This is a genomic window from Microbacterium sp. No. 7 (assembly GCF_001314225.1).
Classification (GTDB): Bacteria; Actinomycetota; Actinomycetes; order Actinomycetales; family Microbacteriaceae; genus Microbacterium.
Map to the genome: position 1 here is coordinate 2,293,000 of NZ_CP012697.1, position 15,695 is coordinate 2,308,694.

The 15,695-nt window shown below is 71.0% G+C and carries 18 protein-coding genes and 4 tRNA genes; 9 read left to right on the forward strand and 13 right to left on the reverse strand.

From position 1 onward, the window contains the following. Positions 1-22 precede the first annotated feature (22 nt). Both AOA12_RS10535 and AOA12_RS10540 read right to left on the reverse strand, forming a co-directional pair. A complete protein-coding gene (locus tag AOA12_RS10535) occupies positions 23-1,636 on the reverse strand; it encodes an ABC transporter substrate-binding protein (protein ID WP_054682533.1) in 1,614 nt (537 codons plus the stop codon). 78 nt (positions 1,637-1,714) lie between these two features. Beyond that, complete coding sequence (locus tag AOA12_RS10540) at positions 1,715-3,106, reverse strand: amidase family protein (RefSeq protein ID WP_054682534.1); 1,392 nt, start codon at positions 3,104-3,106, stop codon at positions 1,715-1,717. Between the two features lie 187 nt (positions 3,107-3,293). Between AOA12_RS10540 and AOA12_RS10545 the strand changes: the two genes are divergently transcribed. Further along, entirely contained in the window at positions 3,294-4,289 is a 996-nt protein-coding gene (locus AOA12_RS10545) for an Lrp/AsnC family transcriptional regulator (RefSeq protein ID WP_054682535.1), read from the forward strand. 95 nt (positions 4,290-4,384) lie between these two features. Here AOA12_RS10545 and pdxS read toward each other — a convergent pair whose 3' ends face one another. After that, on the reverse strand, positions 4,385-5,275 hold the full coding sequence (pdxS, locus tag AOA12_RS10550; RefSeq protein WP_054682536.1) for a pyridoxal 5'-phosphate synthase lyase subunit PdxS: 891 nt from the start codon (positions 5,273-5,275) through the stop codon (positions 4,385-4,387). 62 nt (positions 5,276-5,337) lie between these two features. On the opposite strand from pdxS, the gene AOA12_RS10555 reads away from it, so the two are divergent. Both AOA12_RS10555 and pdxY read left to right on the forward strand, forming a co-directional pair. After that, complete coding sequence (locus AOA12_RS10555) at positions 5,338-6,672, forward strand: aminotransferase class I/II-fold pyridoxal phosphate-dependent enzyme (RefSeq protein WP_054686966.1); 1,335 nt, start codon at positions 5,338-5,340, stop codon at positions 6,670-6,672. A 51-nt stretch (positions 6,673-6,723) separates the two neighbouring features. Further along, positions 6,724-7,575, forward strand: coding sequence for a pyridoxal kinase PdxY (gene pdxY / locus AOA12_RS10560; protein ID WP_054682537.1), 852 nt, complete (start codon positions 6,724-6,726; stop codon positions 7,573-7,575). A 21-nt stretch (positions 7,576-7,596) separates the two neighbouring features. Here pdxY and AOA12_RS10565 read toward each other — a convergent pair whose 3' ends face one another. The 9 genes from AOA12_RS10565 to AOA12_RS10600 all read right to left on the reverse strand — a co-directional run bounded on the left by AOA12_RS10565 (position 7,597) and on the right by AOA12_RS10600 (position 12,863). Further along, on the reverse strand, positions 7,597-8,205 hold the full coding sequence (locus AOA12_RS10565) for a hypothetical protein (protein WP_054682538.1): 609 nt from the start codon (positions 8,203-8,205) through the stop codon (positions 7,597-7,599). Positions 8,206-8,244: 39 nt separating this feature from the next. Further along, the gene (locus AOA12_RS10570; protein ID WP_054682539.1) at positions 8,245-8,778 is read right to left on the reverse strand and encodes an HIT family protein; all 534 of its coding nucleotides are present in this window, start codon (positions 8,776-8,778) and stop codon (positions 8,245-8,247) included. Then, positions 8,775-10,703 (reverse strand): threonine--tRNA ligase, encoded by a 1,929-nt coding sequence (thrS, locus tag AOA12_RS10575; protein WP_054686969.1) that lies wholly within the window; start codon positions 10,701-10,703, stop codon positions 8,775-8,777. The genes AOA12_RS10570 and thrS overlap by 4 nt, the downstream gene beginning before the upstream one ends. Before the next feature lie 157 nt (positions 10,704-10,860). Next, positions 10,861-11,295, reverse strand: coding sequence for a hypothetical protein (locus AOA12_RS10580; protein ID WP_156366462.1), 435 nt, complete (start codon positions 11,293-11,295; stop codon positions 10,861-10,863). Between the two features lie 110 nt (positions 11,296-11,405). Next, complete coding sequence (locus AOA12_RS10585; RefSeq protein ID WP_054682542.1) at positions 11,406-12,242, reverse strand: universal stress protein; 837 nt, start codon at positions 12,240-12,242, stop codon at positions 11,406-11,408. Between the two features lie 8 nt (positions 12,243-12,250). Next, complete coding sequence (locus AOA12_RS23110; RefSeq protein WP_156366463.1) at positions 12,251-12,415, reverse strand: hypothetical protein; 165 nt, start codon at positions 12,413-12,415, stop codon at positions 12,251-12,253. 144 nt (positions 12,416-12,559) lie between these two features. After that, a tRNA-Val gene (locus tag AOA12_RS10590) sits at positions 12,560-12,631 on the reverse strand. A 28-nt stretch (positions 12,632-12,659) separates the two neighbouring features. Next, a tRNA-Cys gene (locus tag AOA12_RS10595) sits at positions 12,660-12,733 on the reverse strand. A 57-nt stretch (positions 12,734-12,790) separates the two neighbouring features. Continuing rightward, positions 12,791-12,863 (reverse strand) — tRNA-Gly (locus AOA12_RS10600). A gap of 159 nt (positions 12,864-13,022) precedes the next feature. Between AOA12_RS10600 and AOA12_RS10605 the strand changes: the two genes are divergently transcribed. From AOA12_RS10605 to AOA12_RS10630, 6 genes are all read left to right on the forward strand, one after another. Beyond that, positions 13,023-13,095, forward strand: a tRNA-Val gene (locus tag AOA12_RS10605). Between the two features lie 312 nt (positions 13,096-13,407). Beyond that, positions 13,408-13,743 carry a hypothetical protein gene (locus AOA12_RS10610; protein WP_054682543.1) on the forward strand — a complete coding sequence of 112 codons (336 nt, stop codon included), beginning with the start codon at positions 13,408-13,410 and terminating at the stop codon, positions 13,741-13,743. Between the two features lie 19 nt (positions 13,744-13,762). After that, the gene (locus AOA12_RS10615; RefSeq protein WP_054682545.1) at positions 13,763-14,149 is read left to right on the forward strand and encodes a hypothetical protein; all 387 of its coding nucleotides are present in this window, start codon (positions 13,763-13,765) and stop codon (positions 14,147-14,149) included. Beyond that, complete coding sequence (locus AOA12_RS10620) at positions 14,146-14,541, forward strand: hypothetical protein (protein WP_054682547.1); 396 nt, start codon at positions 14,146-14,148, stop codon at positions 14,539-14,541. The genes AOA12_RS10615 and AOA12_RS10620 overlap by 4 nt, the downstream gene beginning before the upstream one ends. Further along, entirely contained in the window at positions 14,538-14,858 is a 321-nt protein-coding gene (locus AOA12_RS10625; RefSeq protein ID WP_054682549.1) for a hypothetical protein, read from the forward strand. The genes AOA12_RS10620 and AOA12_RS10625 overlap by 4 nt, the downstream gene beginning before the upstream one ends. Beyond that, the gene (locus AOA12_RS10630; RefSeq protein ID WP_156366464.1) at positions 14,855-15,298 is read left to right on the forward strand and encodes a hypothetical protein; all 444 of its coding nucleotides are present in this window, start codon (positions 14,855-14,857) and stop codon (positions 15,296-15,298) included. The genes AOA12_RS10625 and AOA12_RS10630 overlap by 4 nt, the downstream gene beginning before the upstream one ends. A 38-nt stretch (positions 15,299-15,336) precedes the next feature. Here AOA12_RS10630 and AOA12_RS10635 read toward each other — a convergent pair whose 3' ends face one another. Further along, positions 15,337-15,621, reverse strand: coding sequence for a hypothetical protein (locus AOA12_RS10635; protein ID WP_156366465.1), 285 nt, complete (start codon positions 15,619-15,621; stop codon positions 15,337-15,339). Positions 15,622-15,695: the final 74 nt, after the last annotated feature.

Below are 15,695 nucleotides of genomic sequence, written 5' to 3' on the forward strand. Positions count from 1 at the left end.
CGATCCGAGGTGTCCGGTGCGATCACCCGGTGATGCGCATCGTGACGAGGGACATGGTGCTGTTGTTGAAGACCCGCACGGAGAACCCGTCGCGCGTCGTCGCCTGGGCCGGCTTGTCCGCCAGCGGCACGAAGGCCGCCGACTGGACGAGGTCCCTCTGGATCTGCTCGTACATGGCGCATCGCGTGGCCTGGTCGCCCTCGGCCGATGCGGCGAGCAACGCCTGGAAGACGTCCTCCCGCGGGTCGCCCGAGTAGTTGCGCCCGCCCTCGTCGCTCACCGTCCCGACGAATCGGCTGAGCGCTCCGAGGTGCGTGCGGCCCGGGTTGGTGACGCTCTGCACCGTGAGATCCCACGCGTCGGGCCGTTCGCCGAGCGTCGTGGACCACGTCGCGGCGTCGGAGTTCGTCAGATCGACCTGGGCGCCGAGCTCCTCGAGCGCCTGTGCGATGTACGAGTTGCCCGCGCCGTTCGGCGGGCCGACGGTCTGCGAGCCGACCTGCTTCAGCTGGGCGCCGCCGAGGACCGCGGCCGCGGCGTCGGCGTCCCGCGGGACGAGCGCCGACTCGTCGTCGAGCACGCATTCCGCGCCCTCCGCCGGCATGTAGCTGACGAGCAGGTTGCCCGTGCCCTGCGAGGTCGCGTACTCGAAGGCGGCGCGGTCGACCGCCTGCGCCACCGCTCGGCGGTTCGCCTCGTCGGCGAAGAACCGTCCCTCGCGCTGGTTGAAGATGATGAACGCGCTGGAGACGGTGAACCGCTCGGTGCGGAATCCGTCCCCGTCCTCGAAGCGGTTCATGGCGTCGGAGATGAGGCGGGCGATGTCCAGCGATCCCGTGAGCAGCGCGTTCGCGGCCGCCGTGTCGTTCAGGATGTGCAGCTCCACGGTCTGCGCGGGCACGCCTTCGAGCGGCTCGGAGAACTCCGGGAACCGGAAGCCGTCCCGCAGCTCGAGGGTGATCATGGCTCCCGGCTGGAACGCTGCGAGGGTGTACGGCCCGGAGTACGCGCCGTCGGCCTCGCCGATGTTCAGCGCGTCGAGGTCGTCGAGACCGGCCGGGCAGACGATCCCGGTCTCCGGGAGCGTCAGCCCGCGTTCCAGGTCGGCCCAGGGCACCTCCAGGTCGATCGTGACCGTGCCCGCGTCGTCGTCCGCCGTGATCGCGACGTCACCCGGTCCCATGACGATGTCCTTGGTCCCGGACGTGTCGGCGAAGGCACGCAGCGAGCTCGCGACCACGGTCGGCGTCACCGCGGTGCCGTCGGAGCACGTGGCGCCGTCGCGGATCGTGAAGACCGCGCGTTCCGGTGCGATGTCCCACTCCTCCGCGAGCCCGCCGGCGGTGGCGTGGTCCGCGTCCTGGTAGAGGAGCGTCTCGTACAACAGCGAGGCCACGTTGTAGGCCGCTCCCCCGCTCGCCTTCATGGGGTTGAAGCTGTTGGGGTCCGAGATCTCCGAGATCCGGATCGTGTCGGTCGCGTGCTCGCCGTCCGCGCCCGCGCTCCCTCCTCCTCCGCTGCCGGTCGTGCAGCCGGCGACGAGCATCGTTCCGAGCGCCAGGCCGGCGAGGCCGGCGAGACCCGCCGGCCGTCGGCGGCCGATGCGTCTCGGTGTTCCGTCGTTCTTGTCGTTCACGAGTTCTTCCTCCTGATCTTGATCTGATGCGCGAGCGCCTCTTCGCGCTCGCGGCTCTGGGGGCGGGGCGTCGATCCGTCAGTCCAGGACGCTCCAGTCCGGGGTGGCCTCGGCGCCGCGATGCTGCTCGTACCAGTGCGCCGCCCTGAGCACGCGCAGGTCCTCCCATCGCGACGCGGCGATCTGCAGGCCGATGGGCTTGCCCTCCGCCGAGAACCCGCAGTTGACCGAGACGGCGGGCGCCCCGGCGGCGCTGAGCGGACGGGTGAAGATGGCGTGCCGCGACGTCTCCTCGAGCTGCGTGCTCTCGGCCGGGCCGGGGAGGAACCCGATCGTCGGCGACAGCACGACGTCGTAGGCGTCGAGCAGCGCGCAGGTCTCCCGGACGAGCGGGATGACCATGTTGATCGAGCGGATGAGATCGACGGCCGACCGCGACTCGGTGCCGGCGACCGATCGCAGCAGCTGCGGATCGGCCTTGTCGAGGTCGGTGACGATCGGGTCGTCGTGCACGGCCGTCCACCGGTTCGCGGCCTGGAAGACGGCCTGTCCCTGCGACACGTAGTCGTGCGACAGATAGGGGCCGACGGCCTCGACGCGTGCGCCCGCGGCCTCGAAGACGCGCGCCGCACGCTCGACGGCCGCCACGATCTCCGGGTCGACCAGCTTGCCCTCCTGCAGATCGGTGCACACGGCGATGCGCATCGAGGAGACGTCGATGTCGAGGTCTGTCCAGGGCAGGTCCTGATAGGGCATCGCGAAGCAGTCGCGCGCGTCGGGGAGCGACAGGAACCGCATCGCGAGCGCGGCGTCCTCGACGGACCGGGTCATCGGCCCCGCGACGCGGCCGAAGTAGACGTTCCAGAACGGCACGCGTCCGAAGGACGGCTTGAAGCCGACGACGCCGCTCATCGCCGCCGGCACCCGGATGGATCCGCCGATGTCCGTGCCGAGGTTCAGCGGGGCGTACCCCAGCGCGGTCGCCGATCCGGCGCCCGCCGACGAGCCGCCGGTGTTCCAGGCGGGGTTCCACGCGTTCCTCGCCACCCCGTATCTCGTCGAGACGCCGGATGCCGTTCCCATGAAGTCCGGGACATTGGTGCTCGCGACGACCACGGCGCCGGCCTCCAGCATCCGGTCGACGGAGGGCTCGTTCTGCGCGGGCAGGGTCGGCGTGCAGGCCAGGCTCCCGTAGGTGCGCGGCATCGTCGTCATGGACAGCCGCTCCTTGATCGTCACCGGGACGCCGTCGAGCGGCCCGAGGGGCGCGCCGCGGCGCCAGCGCTCGTCGCTCGCCGCGGCGCGGGCGCGGGCGTCGTCCGTGTTCCGCTCCGCGATCGCGCGATGCACCGGATCCTTGCCGGCGATCTTCGCCAGGCTCTGCTCGAGCGCCTCCGTGGGAGTCAGCCGTCCCGCCGAGAAGGCCTGGGACAGCGCGGCGATTCCTCCTGCAGGCGTCGTCGATGACATCGATCCTGCTCCTCTCTGAGCCGATGGGGCGGTCGGCGGTCGTGTTGATGCGCCGGGGTCCGCTCGGGTGATCCGAAGGTATCGTTGGACCCTCTCAGCCGGAGAAGATGTCGGATCTGTTCCAAGAATCGGAGGATGATGAAACAAAGTCGATATCCGCGCGACGAAGCGAACAAGAGGAACGGTCATGCGTGAGACCTACGACGAGATCGATCTGCGCATCATCCATGCCCTGCAGATCGCACCCCGGGCGCCGTGGCGCCGGCTGGCGGGACCCCTCGAGATCAGCACGGCGACGCTGACGCGGCGCTGGAGCGACATCACGCGGCGCGGGGACGCGCGGATCACCGCCTACGCGAATCCGCGCCGCATCGGCGGGGCCGCGATGCTGGAGGTGAGCTGCACGCCCAGCGCGGTGGAGGAGGTCGCCGCGGCGATCGCCCGCGCACGGCAGGCCGCGACGGTGCGGGAGATGTCCGGGTCGGCGGACCTGCTGGTGTCGGTGCGCACCCGCTCGGTGGCCGAGGCCGCGGCGTTCATCCGCGGGCTGCGGAACCTCTCCGGCGTGCAGAGGATCCAGTCGAACGTGGTGACGCGGCTGTTCGCGACGGCCGCGCAGTGGCGGCTGAACGCGCTCACACCGGCCCAGATCCGCGCCGTGCACGCCCTCGCCCCCACGCCGCCGCGCGAGCCTCCGCGCCCGCTCGCCGAGCTCGACGAGCGCATCGTCCGCGCCCTGGGCCGAGACGGACGAGCCTCCGCCACGCTGCTCGCGCAGGAGCTCGGCATCAGCCTCAACACCGTGCGGCGCCGGCTGCAGCCGCTGTTCGAGAGCGGGACGGTGGAGATCCGGTGCGACATCAGCCCGGCGGTCGCCGAGCGGGAGGCGCTCGCGGCGTTCTGGCTGCGGGTGCCGCCGGAGCGCCTCATCGCGACGGCGCAGGCGATGACCAACGCGCCCTCGATCCGCGCCGTGTTCACGCTCACGGGCCCCTGCAACCTCTTCCTCGTGGCGTGGCTGCGTCATCCGTCCGAGCTTCCCGACTTCGAGACGCAGCTCGTCCGCCTGGCACCGGGCATCATCGTCGGCGATCGCGCCGTGCAGCTGCGCGTCCTCAAGCTCGCGGGGAGGCTGCTGGGCGACGACGGGCGGGTCACCGAGGTCATCCCGATGGACTACTGAGCACCGACGTCGCCGCCGCGGATCGCAGGGCACCGCGACGGCGAAGGCGCCCCGCGGATCTCTCCGCGGGGCGCCTTCGAGGTTCGGGCCGGCGTCTACCAGCCGCGCTCCGCCAGGCGGTGCGGCGCGGGCAGGTCGGAGACGTTGATGCCGACCATCGCCTCGCCGAGGCCCCGCGAGACCTCCGCGATCACCGCGGGGTCGTCGTGGAACGTCGTGGCCTTGACGATCGCGGCGGCGCGCTTCGCGGGCTCGCCCGACTTGAAGATGCCCGAGCCCACGAACACGCCGTCGGCGCCCAGCTGCATCATCATCGCGGCGTCGGCGGGCGTGGCGACTCCTCCGGCGACGAACAGCACGACGGGGAGCCTGCCGGTCTCGGCGACCTCGGCGACGAGCTCGTAGGGCGCCTGCAGCTCCTTGGCGGCGACGTACAGCTCGTCCTTCGTCTTGGCGCGCAGCGCATTGATCTCGCCCTGGATCGTGCGGATGTGCTTGGTCGCCTCGGAGACGTCGCCCGTGCCGGCCTCGCCCTTCGAGCGGATCATCGCGGCGCCCTCGGTGATGCGGCGCAGCGCCTCGCCCAGGTTCGTCGCACCGCACACGAACGGCACCTGGAAGCCCCACTTGTCGATGTGGTTGACGTAGTCGGCGGGCGAGAGCACCTCCGACTCGTCGATGTAGTCGACGCCGAGCTGCTGCAGCACCTGGGCCTCGACGAAGTGGCCGATGCGCGCCTTCGCCATGACCGGGATCGAGACGGCCTCGATGATGCCGTCGATCATGTCGGGGTCGCTCATGCGCGACACGCCGCCCTGCGCGCGGATGTCCGCCGGCACGCGCTCGAGCGCCATGACGGCGACGGCCCCGGCGTCCTCGGCGATCTTCGCCTGTTCGGGGGTGACGACGTCCATGATGACGCCGCCCTTGAGCATCTCGGCGAGACCGCGCTTGACGCGCGCCGATCCGGTGGTCGCTTCGCTCACGGAAAACCTCTCTCTTATGTCCTAGGCCAAAAACTATCATGTCTGTCTCCTACACTGCGAACATGACCACCACCGACCCGGCGATCCGCGGATCGTCCGCATCGGAGATCGCCGACAGCGTGCGCGAGCTGCTCGAGCGCGGCGTGCTCGCCCCGGGCGACGCGCTGCCGCCCGTGCGCTCCCTCGCCGACAGCCTGGGCGTCAACCGCAACACCGCGATGGCGGCCTATCGCCAGCTCGCGCACGCCGGCCTGGTGATCGCGCGCGGCCGCGCGGGCACCGTCGTGGCGGAGCGCTCCCGCACGCCCCAGGAGGGGTTCGCCCCGGCCACCGTGCTGCGCGACGTCGGAACCGGCAACCCCGACCCGTCGCTCATCCCCGATCCCACGCCGGCCCTGCACCGCGTGGGCGGGCGCCCCGTGCTGTACGGCGAGCCCGTCGTCGATCGCGATCTCGAGCGCTGGGCGACGCGCTGGATCGCCGACGCGGTCCCCGCCGGCCGGGCCTCGCGCCTGACCGTGACGGGCGGCGCCGTCGACGCCGTCGAGCGCCTGCTCGCGCAGGCGCTCACGCGCGACGACGCGGTCGCGCTCGAAGACCCGTGCTTCCTCGCGAGCATCCAGACCGTGCGCCTCGGCGGCTATCGCGCCGTGCCGGTCGAGGTGGATGCCGAGGGCATGACCCCCGCCGGGCTCCGTGCCGCGCTGGCGGCCGGCGTGCGCGCCGTCGTCTGCACGCCCCGCGCCCAGAACCCGACGGGCGCGAGCCTGAGCGCTCGCCGCGCCGCCGCGCTGCGCGCCGAGCTCGCCGACCACCCGTACGTGCTCGTCGTCGAGGACGATCACTTCTCGATGCTGTCGCAGCGGCCCTACCACTCCCTCATCGGCCCCGACCATCGCCGGTGGGCGCTCGTGCGCTCCGTGTCGAAGTTCCTGGGCCCCGACATGTGCCTCGCGGTCACGGCATCCGACCCCGACACGGCCGATCGCCTCGCACTCCGGCTCAGCCCGGGCACGACATGGGTGAGCCACCTGCTGCAGCGGCTCGTCGCGGCCCTCGCCGACGACGAGGAGATCGCCGCGCGCATCGCGGCAGCCGGCCGTCACTACGCCGCGCGCAACCTGGCCTTCGCCGGGCTCCTGCGGGAGCGCGGCATCGACGCGGAGGCCGGCGACGGACTCAACCTATGGGTCCCCCTCCCCGTTCCCGCGCAGGCCGTCGCGGTGCGGCTCATGCGCCGCGGATGGCTCGCCCGCACGGGCGACGAGTTCGTGCTCGAGGGCGCCGACGCGCGCCGGCGCCTGCGCCTCACGGTGCACGATCTCGACGACGAGGAGGCGCGCCGCCTCGCGGGCGACATCGCCGAGGCCGTCGACGAGGCCCGCGCGGACGGCTGACCGCGACGCCGGGCGACGATGACGCGCCGGTGAAGATGGGATGATCGAGCGGTGAAGATCCTCTCCATCCAGTCCGCCGTCGCCTACGGGCACGTCGGCAACTCCGCGGCCGTCTTCCCGCTCCAGCGCATCGGCGTCGAGGTGCTCCCCGTGTACACGGTGAACTTCTCGAACCACACGGGCTACGGAGCCTGGCGCGGGCCGCTCATCGCGCCCGACGACGTGCGCGAGGTCATCACCGGCATCGAGGAGCGCGGCGTGCTCGGCCAGATCGACGTCGTGCTGTCGGGCTACCAGGGCGGGGAGGGCATCGCCGACGTCATCCTCGACGCCGTCGCCCGCGTGAAGCGGGCCAACCCCGACGCGGTCTACGCGTGCGACCCCGTGATGGGCAACGCGAAGAGCGGATGCTTCGTGGCGCCGGCGATCCCCGTGCTGCTGCGCGACCGCGTGGTGCCCGCGGCCGACATCATCACGCCGAACCAGTTCGAGCTGGGCTTCCTCACCGAGACGGAGCCGTCGGACCTCGCCTCGACGCTCGCCGCCGCCGACCTCGCGCGCGCGAGCGGCCCGCGCACGGTGCTCGTGACGAGCGTCGAGCGCCCCGACAGGCCCGACGACACGATCGAGATGCTCGCGGTGACCGACGACGGGGCGTGGATCGTGCAGACGCCGCGCATCCCGATGAAGGCCAACGGGTCGGGCGACGTCGCCGCGGCCCTGTTCACCGCCCATTTCCGCACCACGGGCGACGCGGCAGCGGCGCTGGCGCGCACGACGTCGAGCGTGTTCGACCTGCTCCAGGCCACCCACGACTCGGGCGAGCGCGAGCTGCGGCTCGTCGAGTCGCAGGAGTTCTACGCGCACCCCCGCCTGCAGTTCGAGGTCGCGCGGGTGCGCTGAGCGCCCCGGCACCGGTCTCCGCTACCCCCGGTCGGGGTAGACCTCGTCGAACGCCGCCTGCCACTGCGGCGCGTCGTCGGGGCAGAGGTAGTCGGTGCCGAACACCATGATCGAGGCGACGTTCGCCTCGCCCTCGGCCCGCTGCTCCTCCGGGAGCGACTCCAGCAGCGACATGAACAGCGACGACGTCGCCACGTGCACCCGGAAGGTCTCCGCCGACACCCGGTGCTGGTTCAGGATCGACGTCTCGCACGCGTCGAGGGCGAGGGCGAGCGTGATCCGCTCGGACTGCGCGTCCCACGTGCCGCCGTTGCCCTCGACCCAGGCCTGCTGCGCGTCCACGAGCGCGCGCTGCGCCTCGGTGCGCGGCACCAGCTCGTCGACGCCGGGGCGCTGCTGCTGATCGGCGAAGAACCGCTCGCGCTCCGCGAAGGCGTCGGCGAACGCGTCGTCGGGAGGCGACGTCGCGCCGTCCCCGTCGGGCTCCGGCGACGCTCCCCCGTCCGGAGACGCGCCCGGCGACGACGCGGCGGTCTCGGACGGGGGCGCGGACGACGTGCCGCACCCCGTCAGCACCGCGAGCCCGGCCGCGGCGAGGAGAAGGGCGCCGCACGTGCGCGTCGTCGTCATCTCAGGCCGTTCCTCTCGTCGCTCCGCGATCGCCCGGGGCTACGCGGGCCAGGCGGAGGCGACCGCCTCTCGCACCTCGCCGAGCAGCTGCGGCAGCGCCTTGGTCTTGGCGATGATCGGGAAGAAGTTCGCGTCCGACGTCCAGCGCGGCACGATGTGCTGGTGCAGGTGCTCCTCGACGCCGGCGCCCGCGACCTGGCCCTGGTTCATGCCGATGTTGAAGCCGTCGCACCGGGAGACGGCGCGCAGCACGCGCATCGCCGTCTGCGTCAGCTCGCCGATCTCGGCCACCTCCTCGGGCGACGCCTGGTCGTACGTCGCGATGTGCCGGTAGGGGCAGATCAGCAGATGGCCGGAGTTGTAGGGGAACAGGTTCAGGAGCACGTACGACGTGACCCCCCGGTGCACGATGAGGCCGTCGGCGTCGGCGCCCGCGGGCGCCGCGCAGAACGGGCAGGTGTCCCGCAGCGGCTGGGGGCCCGCCTTGATGTACGCCATCCGGTGAGGGGTCCACAGCCGCTGGAACTCGTCGGGCACGCCGACCAGCTGCGCGGCGTCGTCGAGCTCGGTCACGGGAGGTCCTCGGCCGTGTTCACGAGCGTCTTCTCGGCGATCGCGCGCACGATCCGGTCGATCGCCTCGTCCACCGGGATGCCGTTGGTCTGCGTCCCGTCGCGGAAGCGGAACGACACGGTGCCCGCCGAGCGGTCCTGCTCGCCCGCGATGAGCTGGAGCGGCACCTTCTGGGTCGTGTGCGTGCGGATCTTCTTCTGCATGCGGTCGTCGGAGTGGTCGACCTCGGCGCGCACGCCCGCGGCACGGAGGCGCTCGACGATGCCGTCGAGGTACGGCGCGAACTCGTCGGCGACGGGGATGCCGATGACCTGCACGGGCGACAGCCATACCGGGAACGCGCCCGCGTAGTGCTCCAGCAGGATCGCGAAGAACCGCTCGATCGAGCCGAACAGCGCGCGATGGATCATGATCGGGCGGTGCTTCTCGCCGTCGGGCCCCGTGTACTCGAGGCCGAAGCGCTCGGGGAGGTTGGGGTCGACCTGCACGGTGGAGAGCTGCCAGGTGCGGCCGATGGCATCCTTCGTCTTCAGGTCGATCTTCGGGCCGTAGAAGGCCGCCTCGCCCGGCACCTCGGTCAGCTTGAGCCCGCTCGCGACCGCGACGTTGCGCAGCGCGTTCGTCGAGTACTCCCAGAACTCGTCGGTGCCGATCCACTTCGACTTCTCGTCGTCGCGCATCGACAGCTCCAGCTCGAAGTCGTCGAGGCCGAAGTCGCGCAGCATCGAGATGACGAACTCCAGCACGTGCGTCGCCTCCGCCTCGAGCTGGTCGGGCGTCACGAACAGGTGCGAGTCGTCCTGCGTGAAGCCGCGCACGCGGGTGAGGCCGTGCAGGGCGCCCGACAGCTCGTTGCGGTAGACAGTGCCGTTCTCGGCGAGACGCATCGGCAGCTCGCGGTAGCTGCGGCCGCGCTCCCGGTAGATGAGGATGTGCATGGGGCAGTTCATGGGCTTGAGGTAGTAGTCCTGGCCCTGCTTGGTGACGTGCCCGTGCTCGTCGACCTCCTCGTCCATGCGGATCGGCGGGAACATGCCGTCGCGGTACGTGACGAGGTGGTTCGAGGTGAGGAAGAGGTCCTCCTTCGAGATGTGCGGCGTGTACACGTAGGTGTAGCCGGCCTCGATGTGCCGGCGGCGCGCGTGCTGCTCCATCTCGCCGCGGACGATGCCGCCCTTGGGATGCCACACCGACAGGCCCGAGCCGATCTCGTCGGGGAACGAGAACAGGTCGAGCTCGCGGCCGAGCTTGCGGTGGTCACGCTTGGCCGCCTCCTCGAGGCGGTGCTGGTAGGCGCGCAGCTCGTCCTTCGTCGGCCACGCCGTGCCGTAGATGCGCTGCAGCTGCGGGTTCTTCTCGCTGCCGCGCCAGTAGGCGCCCGCGACGCGCATGAGATCCCAGCCGTTGCCGACCATGCGCGTGCCCGGCACGTGCGGGCCGCGGCAGAGGTCCTTCCAGACGGTCTCGCCGTCGCGGCCGACGTTGTCGTAGATCGTCAGCTCGCCGGCGCCGACCTCGACGGACGCCCCCTCGGTCTTCTCGGCCCCGCCGCCCTTGAGCCCGATCAGCTCGAGCTTGAACGGCTCGTCGGCGAGCTCGGCGCGCGCCTCGTCGTCGCTCACGACGCGGCGGACGAAGCGCTGGCCCTCGCGGACGATGCGCTCCATCTCCTTCTTGATGGCCTTGAGGTCGTCGGGCGTGAAGGGCTCGTCGACGCCGAAATCGTAGTAGAAGCCGTCGGTGACCGGCGGGCCGATGCCGAGATTCGCCTGCGGCCGGATGCGCTGCACGGCCTGCGCGAGCACGTGCGCCGTCGAGTGGCGCAGGATGGCGAGGCCGTCGGGGCTGTCGATCGTGACCGGCTCTGTCGCCTGCGTGCCCGTCACCTCGGTCGCGAGGTCGGCGAGCTCTCCGTCGACGCGCATCGCGACGACGTTCTTGTCAGGGTACAGATCGAATCCGGTGGTCACCGATCCATCCTATGTTCGCGGGGCACGCCCCCGACAACGCCCCGGCATCACGACCCCGGCGACGCCGGAGGGCGGGATGCCGCGCATCCCGCCCTCCGATCGTGATCCCGGCTCAGGCCGAGCAGAGCGTGCCGAGCTCGGTGCCCGCCTCCTGGATGTCGGTGACCACCGTCTGCAGCTCGTCGCCCTTGTCGGCCAGCGCGGTGAGGTCGCCGTCCTCGACGCCGTCGAAGATCGCCGCGAAGTCCGCGACGCTGGTCTCCAGCTTCGAGAGCGCCGACTTGACCTCTTCGTTGGTCACCTTGCCCACGGCCTCGCCCAGCTTGCCCTCGAGCAGGTCGAGCCCCTCGACGAGGGACGAGAAGTCACCGGCGGCGACCTCGGAGTTCAGCGAGCTCATCTCGGACTGCACCTCGGACATGACCGACTCGGCCGTGTCGCACGCCTCGGCGACCGTCTGGGCGCCACCGCCGCCGGAGCACCCCGTGAGCGACGCGATGCCGAGGCCCGCGATCAGGGCGAGCGAGAGAGTGTGCTTGGTACGCATGTGATTCCGTTCGTTCAGCGCCGAGTGGCGCGCATGTTCGATCTCCGGCACGTCAATGCCTCGACGAGCCTAGCCGCACGAAGTGAACGGTCCCGGCAGCGAAGCGCCGATCAGCGGACGACGGCGATCGGCCCGCGCGCGTGCTGCACGAGCGCGTGGCTCACCGATCCCAGCAGCAGGCGGCGCACGGGACCGAGCCCCCGACTGCCGACGACGACGAGCGAGGCGTCCTCGCTCGCGGCCACGAGGGCCTCGGCGCCGCTGGCCTCGAGGATGCGGCGCTCGACGACCAGGTCGGGGTACTGCGAGGCGAGACCGGCGAGCTCGATCGCGGCCTGCTCCTCGGCGTACTGGGCCAGATCGCTCGCGAGGTCCACCGGCCACGCGCCCTCGTAGCCGAGGTACACCGGCTGGCGCCAGGTCGTCAGGGCGATGAGCCGCTCTCCCCTGGCATCCGCTTCGGCGGCGGCGAAGGCGAGCGCGTGCGCGGAGCTCTCCGAGCCGTCGACGCCGACGACGACGCCCTCGCGTCCGTCGAGCGGCGCGTCGGGCACGACGACCACCGGCGAGGCCGCGGACGCCGCGATCCGCACGGCGCGCGTCGACGGCTGGAAGGGACCGCGCGAGCCGTTCGTGCCGACGACGATCAGATCCACGTCCGCGGAGACCTGCTCGAGGAGGTCGACCGGGTCGCCCTCCTCCGTGCGCGCCTCGACGACGATGCCGGGGGCGGCGGCGCCCAGGGTCGCCAGCGCGTTCGCGGCGATGCTGTCGGCCACGCGGTGCATGGCCGTGCGGTGCTCGGTGCTGCGCAGGACCGCCGGCACCTCGACCGCCTGGAAGACCGTGACATGCGCGTGCGTGCGTGCCGCCCGCGCCGCCGTCCACTCGACCGCGCGGTCGCCCGCGGCCCGCCCGTCGACGGCGACCAGAATCCGCTCAGCCATGACGGGCCTCAGCCGTGGCTGCGCTTCGTGGCGGACGGCAGGTAGAACATGAGCGCCACGGCGACGCACACGGCGAGAAGCCCGCCGCAGAAGATGAGCGCCGAGCCGAGCGTGATGCCCGCGCCGAACATGTAGATGCCGAGCACGAACAACAGCATGAAAAGAATGAACATCGCAAACCTCCGGGTCTCTGCACCTCGATCGTACCGGTGCAGGTCCGTGCCGGCAGGACCCCTCAGGACCGGGAAAAAGCGAGACGGCGGCGCGATGCCGCCCGGACGCACGAAAGCCCCTGATCTCTCAGGGGCTCTGCTCTGTGGGCGATACTGGGATCGAACCAGTGACCTCTTCCGTGTCAGGGAAGCGCGCTACCGCTGCGCCAATCGCCCGGGACATGCTTCCGGCCGGGACCGGGAGTGGAGGTGGCGACGGGATTCGAACCCGTGTAAACGGCTTTGCAGGCCGGTGCCTAGCCTCTCGGCCACGCCACCGCGTGAGGTTTCGAACCCACGTGTCGTGATCTCTCCGAAAAGAGATCCCCGCACTCGAGCGGATGACGAGACTCGAACTCGCGACCCTCACCTTGGCAAGGTGATGCGCTACCAACTGCGCTACATCCGCGTGTCTCCGGTTTCACCCGGGCACTTGAAAGACTTTAGCCGACTATTCATGAGATGCAAAACCGGGCCACCCGGGCGTGTCGCACCGTCTCCGCCCCTCCTCGGATTGGGCGTCGGACGACGCATGCGCTATCGTGGGTTCTCGGCCCCACAAGGCCCTGGGCGATTGGCGCAGTTGGTAGCGCGCTTCCTTCACACGGAAGAGGTCATCAGTTCGAGTCTGGTATCGCCCACCGAGAAAACGCCCCGTCAGGACCGAAATCCTGACGGGGCGTTTCGCGTTCGTTCGTGCGGCGTGGGGCAGACGTGGGGCAGACCGGCGGACACCGCCCGCCGCGGGGCCTATCCGGCTTCGCGTGCGGTCTTGATGATGCGGCTGACCTGCATGCGCGAGAGGCCGACGGCCTCGGCGATCGCCGCGTTCCGTGCATCGAGAGGGGCGGCGAGAATCTTCGGATTCCCGCTTGCATCGGTTACACAATGTGTGTACTATGGGGGTATCGGAGGAAGCCAGAGGGCAAGCCTCGCGAGACCAGGAGGTCACCATGGACAGCATCACCAGCCGCATCCTCGCCGGAGAGATCGTCCTCACCAAGGACGCGAGCGGGTTCGCCGCGACGGGCTTCGCCAGCAGCATCTTGAACTCGATGACCGGGCGCCCGCGCTCGGTGGTCCGCGCGTTCAAGAAGGACGGCACGGGCGTGGACGCTCGCCCGACCGGCATCATCGGGCGCACCGAGATCGATGGCCACGATGTCGTCAAGGTCGCTGTCTCCCTCGACAACGGGCGCCGCTGCGACCACTACGAGACCGACGCGCACGGCACCTGCTACGCCTGCGGCGCCTATGTCCGCGCCAGTGACGCCGGCCGGTACCTGTGAGCGCAGAGAGGATCACATCATGACGACCATGCATGACGCCATTCAGGCCCTCGTTGATGAGGCGGGGATCACCGAGGACCGGATCCGGTGGGGGCAGCTCCACCCTGGCAGCAAGAATGTGCAGTGGCGGCTGCTGTGCCGCTCCGACCTCAGCAAGCGCGAGATCGCCACCCGGGCGGGCGCGCTGAGCGCGGCCGAGGTCTTCCACAGTCCTGCCGAGCTGGCTGAGCCCGACACGGTCCAGATCACCCTGACCTCGTGGCTGTCGGGGTCGGATTCGGGGTTCCCGACCATGCACCAGTGGGTGCGGTACTACGCCTCGCAGGTACCCGACGGGTATCAGCCTTGCGCGATCTACGTCGGGGAGCACCCCCTGACCCGCAAGCTCCTCGCAGGTGCCGCATGAGCGGCGCGGAGTTCCGGTCGATTCTGGAGGCCTGCGCGCACGGCGACGACACGGACGCGGCGCGTGCGCTGTCGCTGTCGCGGGCGATGATCCAGAAGATGAAAGCGGGCACCGCGCCGGTCAGCCCCGCCACGGCGGACAAGGTGCGGGCGCTGCAGGACGCATACGCCGACGCCCGTGACGCTGCGCTGACTGCCGCGCCCGCCAAGATCGAGGTGTGGCGGGGCGGGCAGGCCGACAACGACGCCTCATGGGACGCGACGGGCAGGCCCGCACGGTGGCACCGGATGATCGCCGCGGAGTGCCACCAAGAGCACGGCACCCGCATCGTCTACATCGACGAGCCCGCACCCGTGCACGATCCGATGGAGCTGCTGGAGCAGGGCACATGAGCTGGAACTACTTGCAGGTGGAGGTCATCCCTGACGACGCGATCGTGCGCCCGCTGATCGGCCCGGGCGGGCTGAGTCGACAAGGCGCGCATCGCGAGATCGCCAGCATCCTCCGCCGGCTCGCCGACATCCACGAGCCCGCCGTCAAGCTCGTCAAGGCGTGGCACGCGGGTGCCGTGGACGACACCGTCTTCTACGGGCCCTTCACCTGGGCGATCTACGAGGCCGACGACCCGCAGCAGGGTGCGCGGGAGTGGATCGACGGGTACATCGCGACGCTCCGCGCCCAGGGGATCGACGTCGGGGTGGCGTGGTGAGCGACCTGCCTGACGGGTACACGGTCCGCTACCGGCCCGCGAAAGCCCACGCGATCGGGGCACGCGACACGTGGCAGATCACCTACCAGGCCGGAGACCGGGAATGGACAGAGAAGGTCTACGCCGCCGGCGACGTGCCGGCCGCGATCGCACGGCACCAGGCCGCGGGTGCACCGACGAAGCGCTCCCGCGCGTCGATCGAGGCCGCGCGTGACGCGGCGGTCGTGAAGGGCGCCGCCGAAGGCATCCCGCACTGGAAGCTCGCCCGCAGGCACGGCCTGACCGTTGGTGCGGTCGGACGCATCATCGAGGCAGCGCAGCACGAGGAGCGCAAAGCCCGCCGGCCGCGCTTCACCGAAGAGCCACGAGAGCACCCCGCCCCCGTGCGCCGGTCCTGGCCGCGGCGACCGGCGACCGTGAGATTCGAGCCAGGCCCCTAATAGCGTGACCGCATGCCCCGCCCCCGCGGGGATACGCGCTACTCGAGCCGGAGCCAGCGCCTTGTGTGCGGCGACGAGCTCGGATCCCTCCACGCATCGAAGACCTTCTGGCACCGCTCCTCGAAGTCGATGGACAGCTCAAGGCTGATCGCCTGGCCGTCAATGCGGACGATGCCCTCGTAGAACGTCGACGCGGCGCGGCCGAGCCGGCGCTCCTGCACCCAGCCGATGAGCCGCCCGTCGTAGCGCACTTCCCAGCGGGGACGCTCAAGGCGGCGGCGCGATGCCGGGGCGAGCAGGTGAGTCGTGAGGAGGGGGTCCATGCGGGATAGTGTGCACCCGGCCACGGACACGACGAAACCGCCCCCGCCCGGGCCGTGAGGCTCGGGCGGGGGCG

Excerpts from the sequence above, each read along its gene's own strand:
- AOA12_RS10540 (WP_054682534.1), bottom strand. The coding sequence starts at position 3,106 with ATGTCATCGACGACGCCTGCAGGAGGAATCGCCGCGCTGTCCCAGGCC.
- AOA12_RS10545 (WP_054682535.1), top strand. The coding sequence starts at position 3,294 with ATGCGTGAGACCTACGACGAGATCGATCTGCGCATCATCCATGCCCTG.
- AOA12_RS10555 (WP_054686966.1), top strand. The coding sequence starts at position 5,338 with ATGACCACCACCGACCCGGCGATCCGCGGATCGTCCGCATCGGAGATC.
- AOA12_RS10565 (WP_054682538.1), bottom strand. The coding sequence starts at position 8,205 with ATGACGACGACGCGCACGTGCGGCGCCCTTCTCCTCGCCGCGGCCGGG.
- thrS (WP_054686969.1), bottom strand. The coding sequence starts at position 10,703 with ATGCGCGTCGACGGAGAGCTCGCCGACCTCGCGACCGAGGTGACGGGC.
- AOA12_RS10580 (WP_156366462.1), bottom strand. The coding sequence starts at position 11,295 with ATGCGTACCAAGCACACTCTCTCGCTCGCCCTGATCGCGGGCCTCGGC.
- AOA12_RS10585 (WP_054682542.1), bottom strand. The coding sequence starts at position 12,242 with ATGGCTGAGCGGATTCTGGTCGCCGTCGACGGGCGGGCCGCGGGCGAC.
- AOA12_RS23110 (WP_156366463.1), bottom strand. The coding sequence starts at position 12,415 with ATGTTCATTCTTTTCATGCTGTTGTTCGTGCTCGGCATCTACATGTTC.
- AOA12_RS10610 (WP_054682543.1), top strand. The coding sequence starts at position 13,408 with ATGGACAGCATCACCAGCCGCATCCTCGCCGGAGAGATCGTCCTCACC.
- AOA12_RS10615 (WP_054682545.1), top strand. The coding sequence starts at position 13,763 with ATGACGACCATGCATGACGCCATTCAGGCCCTCGTTGATGAGGCGGGG.
- AOA12_RS10620 (WP_054682547.1), top strand. The coding sequence starts at position 14,146 with ATGAGCGGCGCGGAGTTCCGGTCGATTCTGGAGGCCTGCGCGCACGGC.
- AOA12_RS10625 (WP_054682549.1), top strand. The coding sequence starts at position 14,538 with ATGAGCTGGAACTACTTGCAGGTGGAGGTCATCCCTGACGACGCGATC.
- AOA12_RS10635 (WP_156366465.1), bottom strand. The coding sequence starts at position 15,621 with ATGGACCCCCTCCTCACGACTCACCTGCTCGCCCCGGCATCGCGCCGC.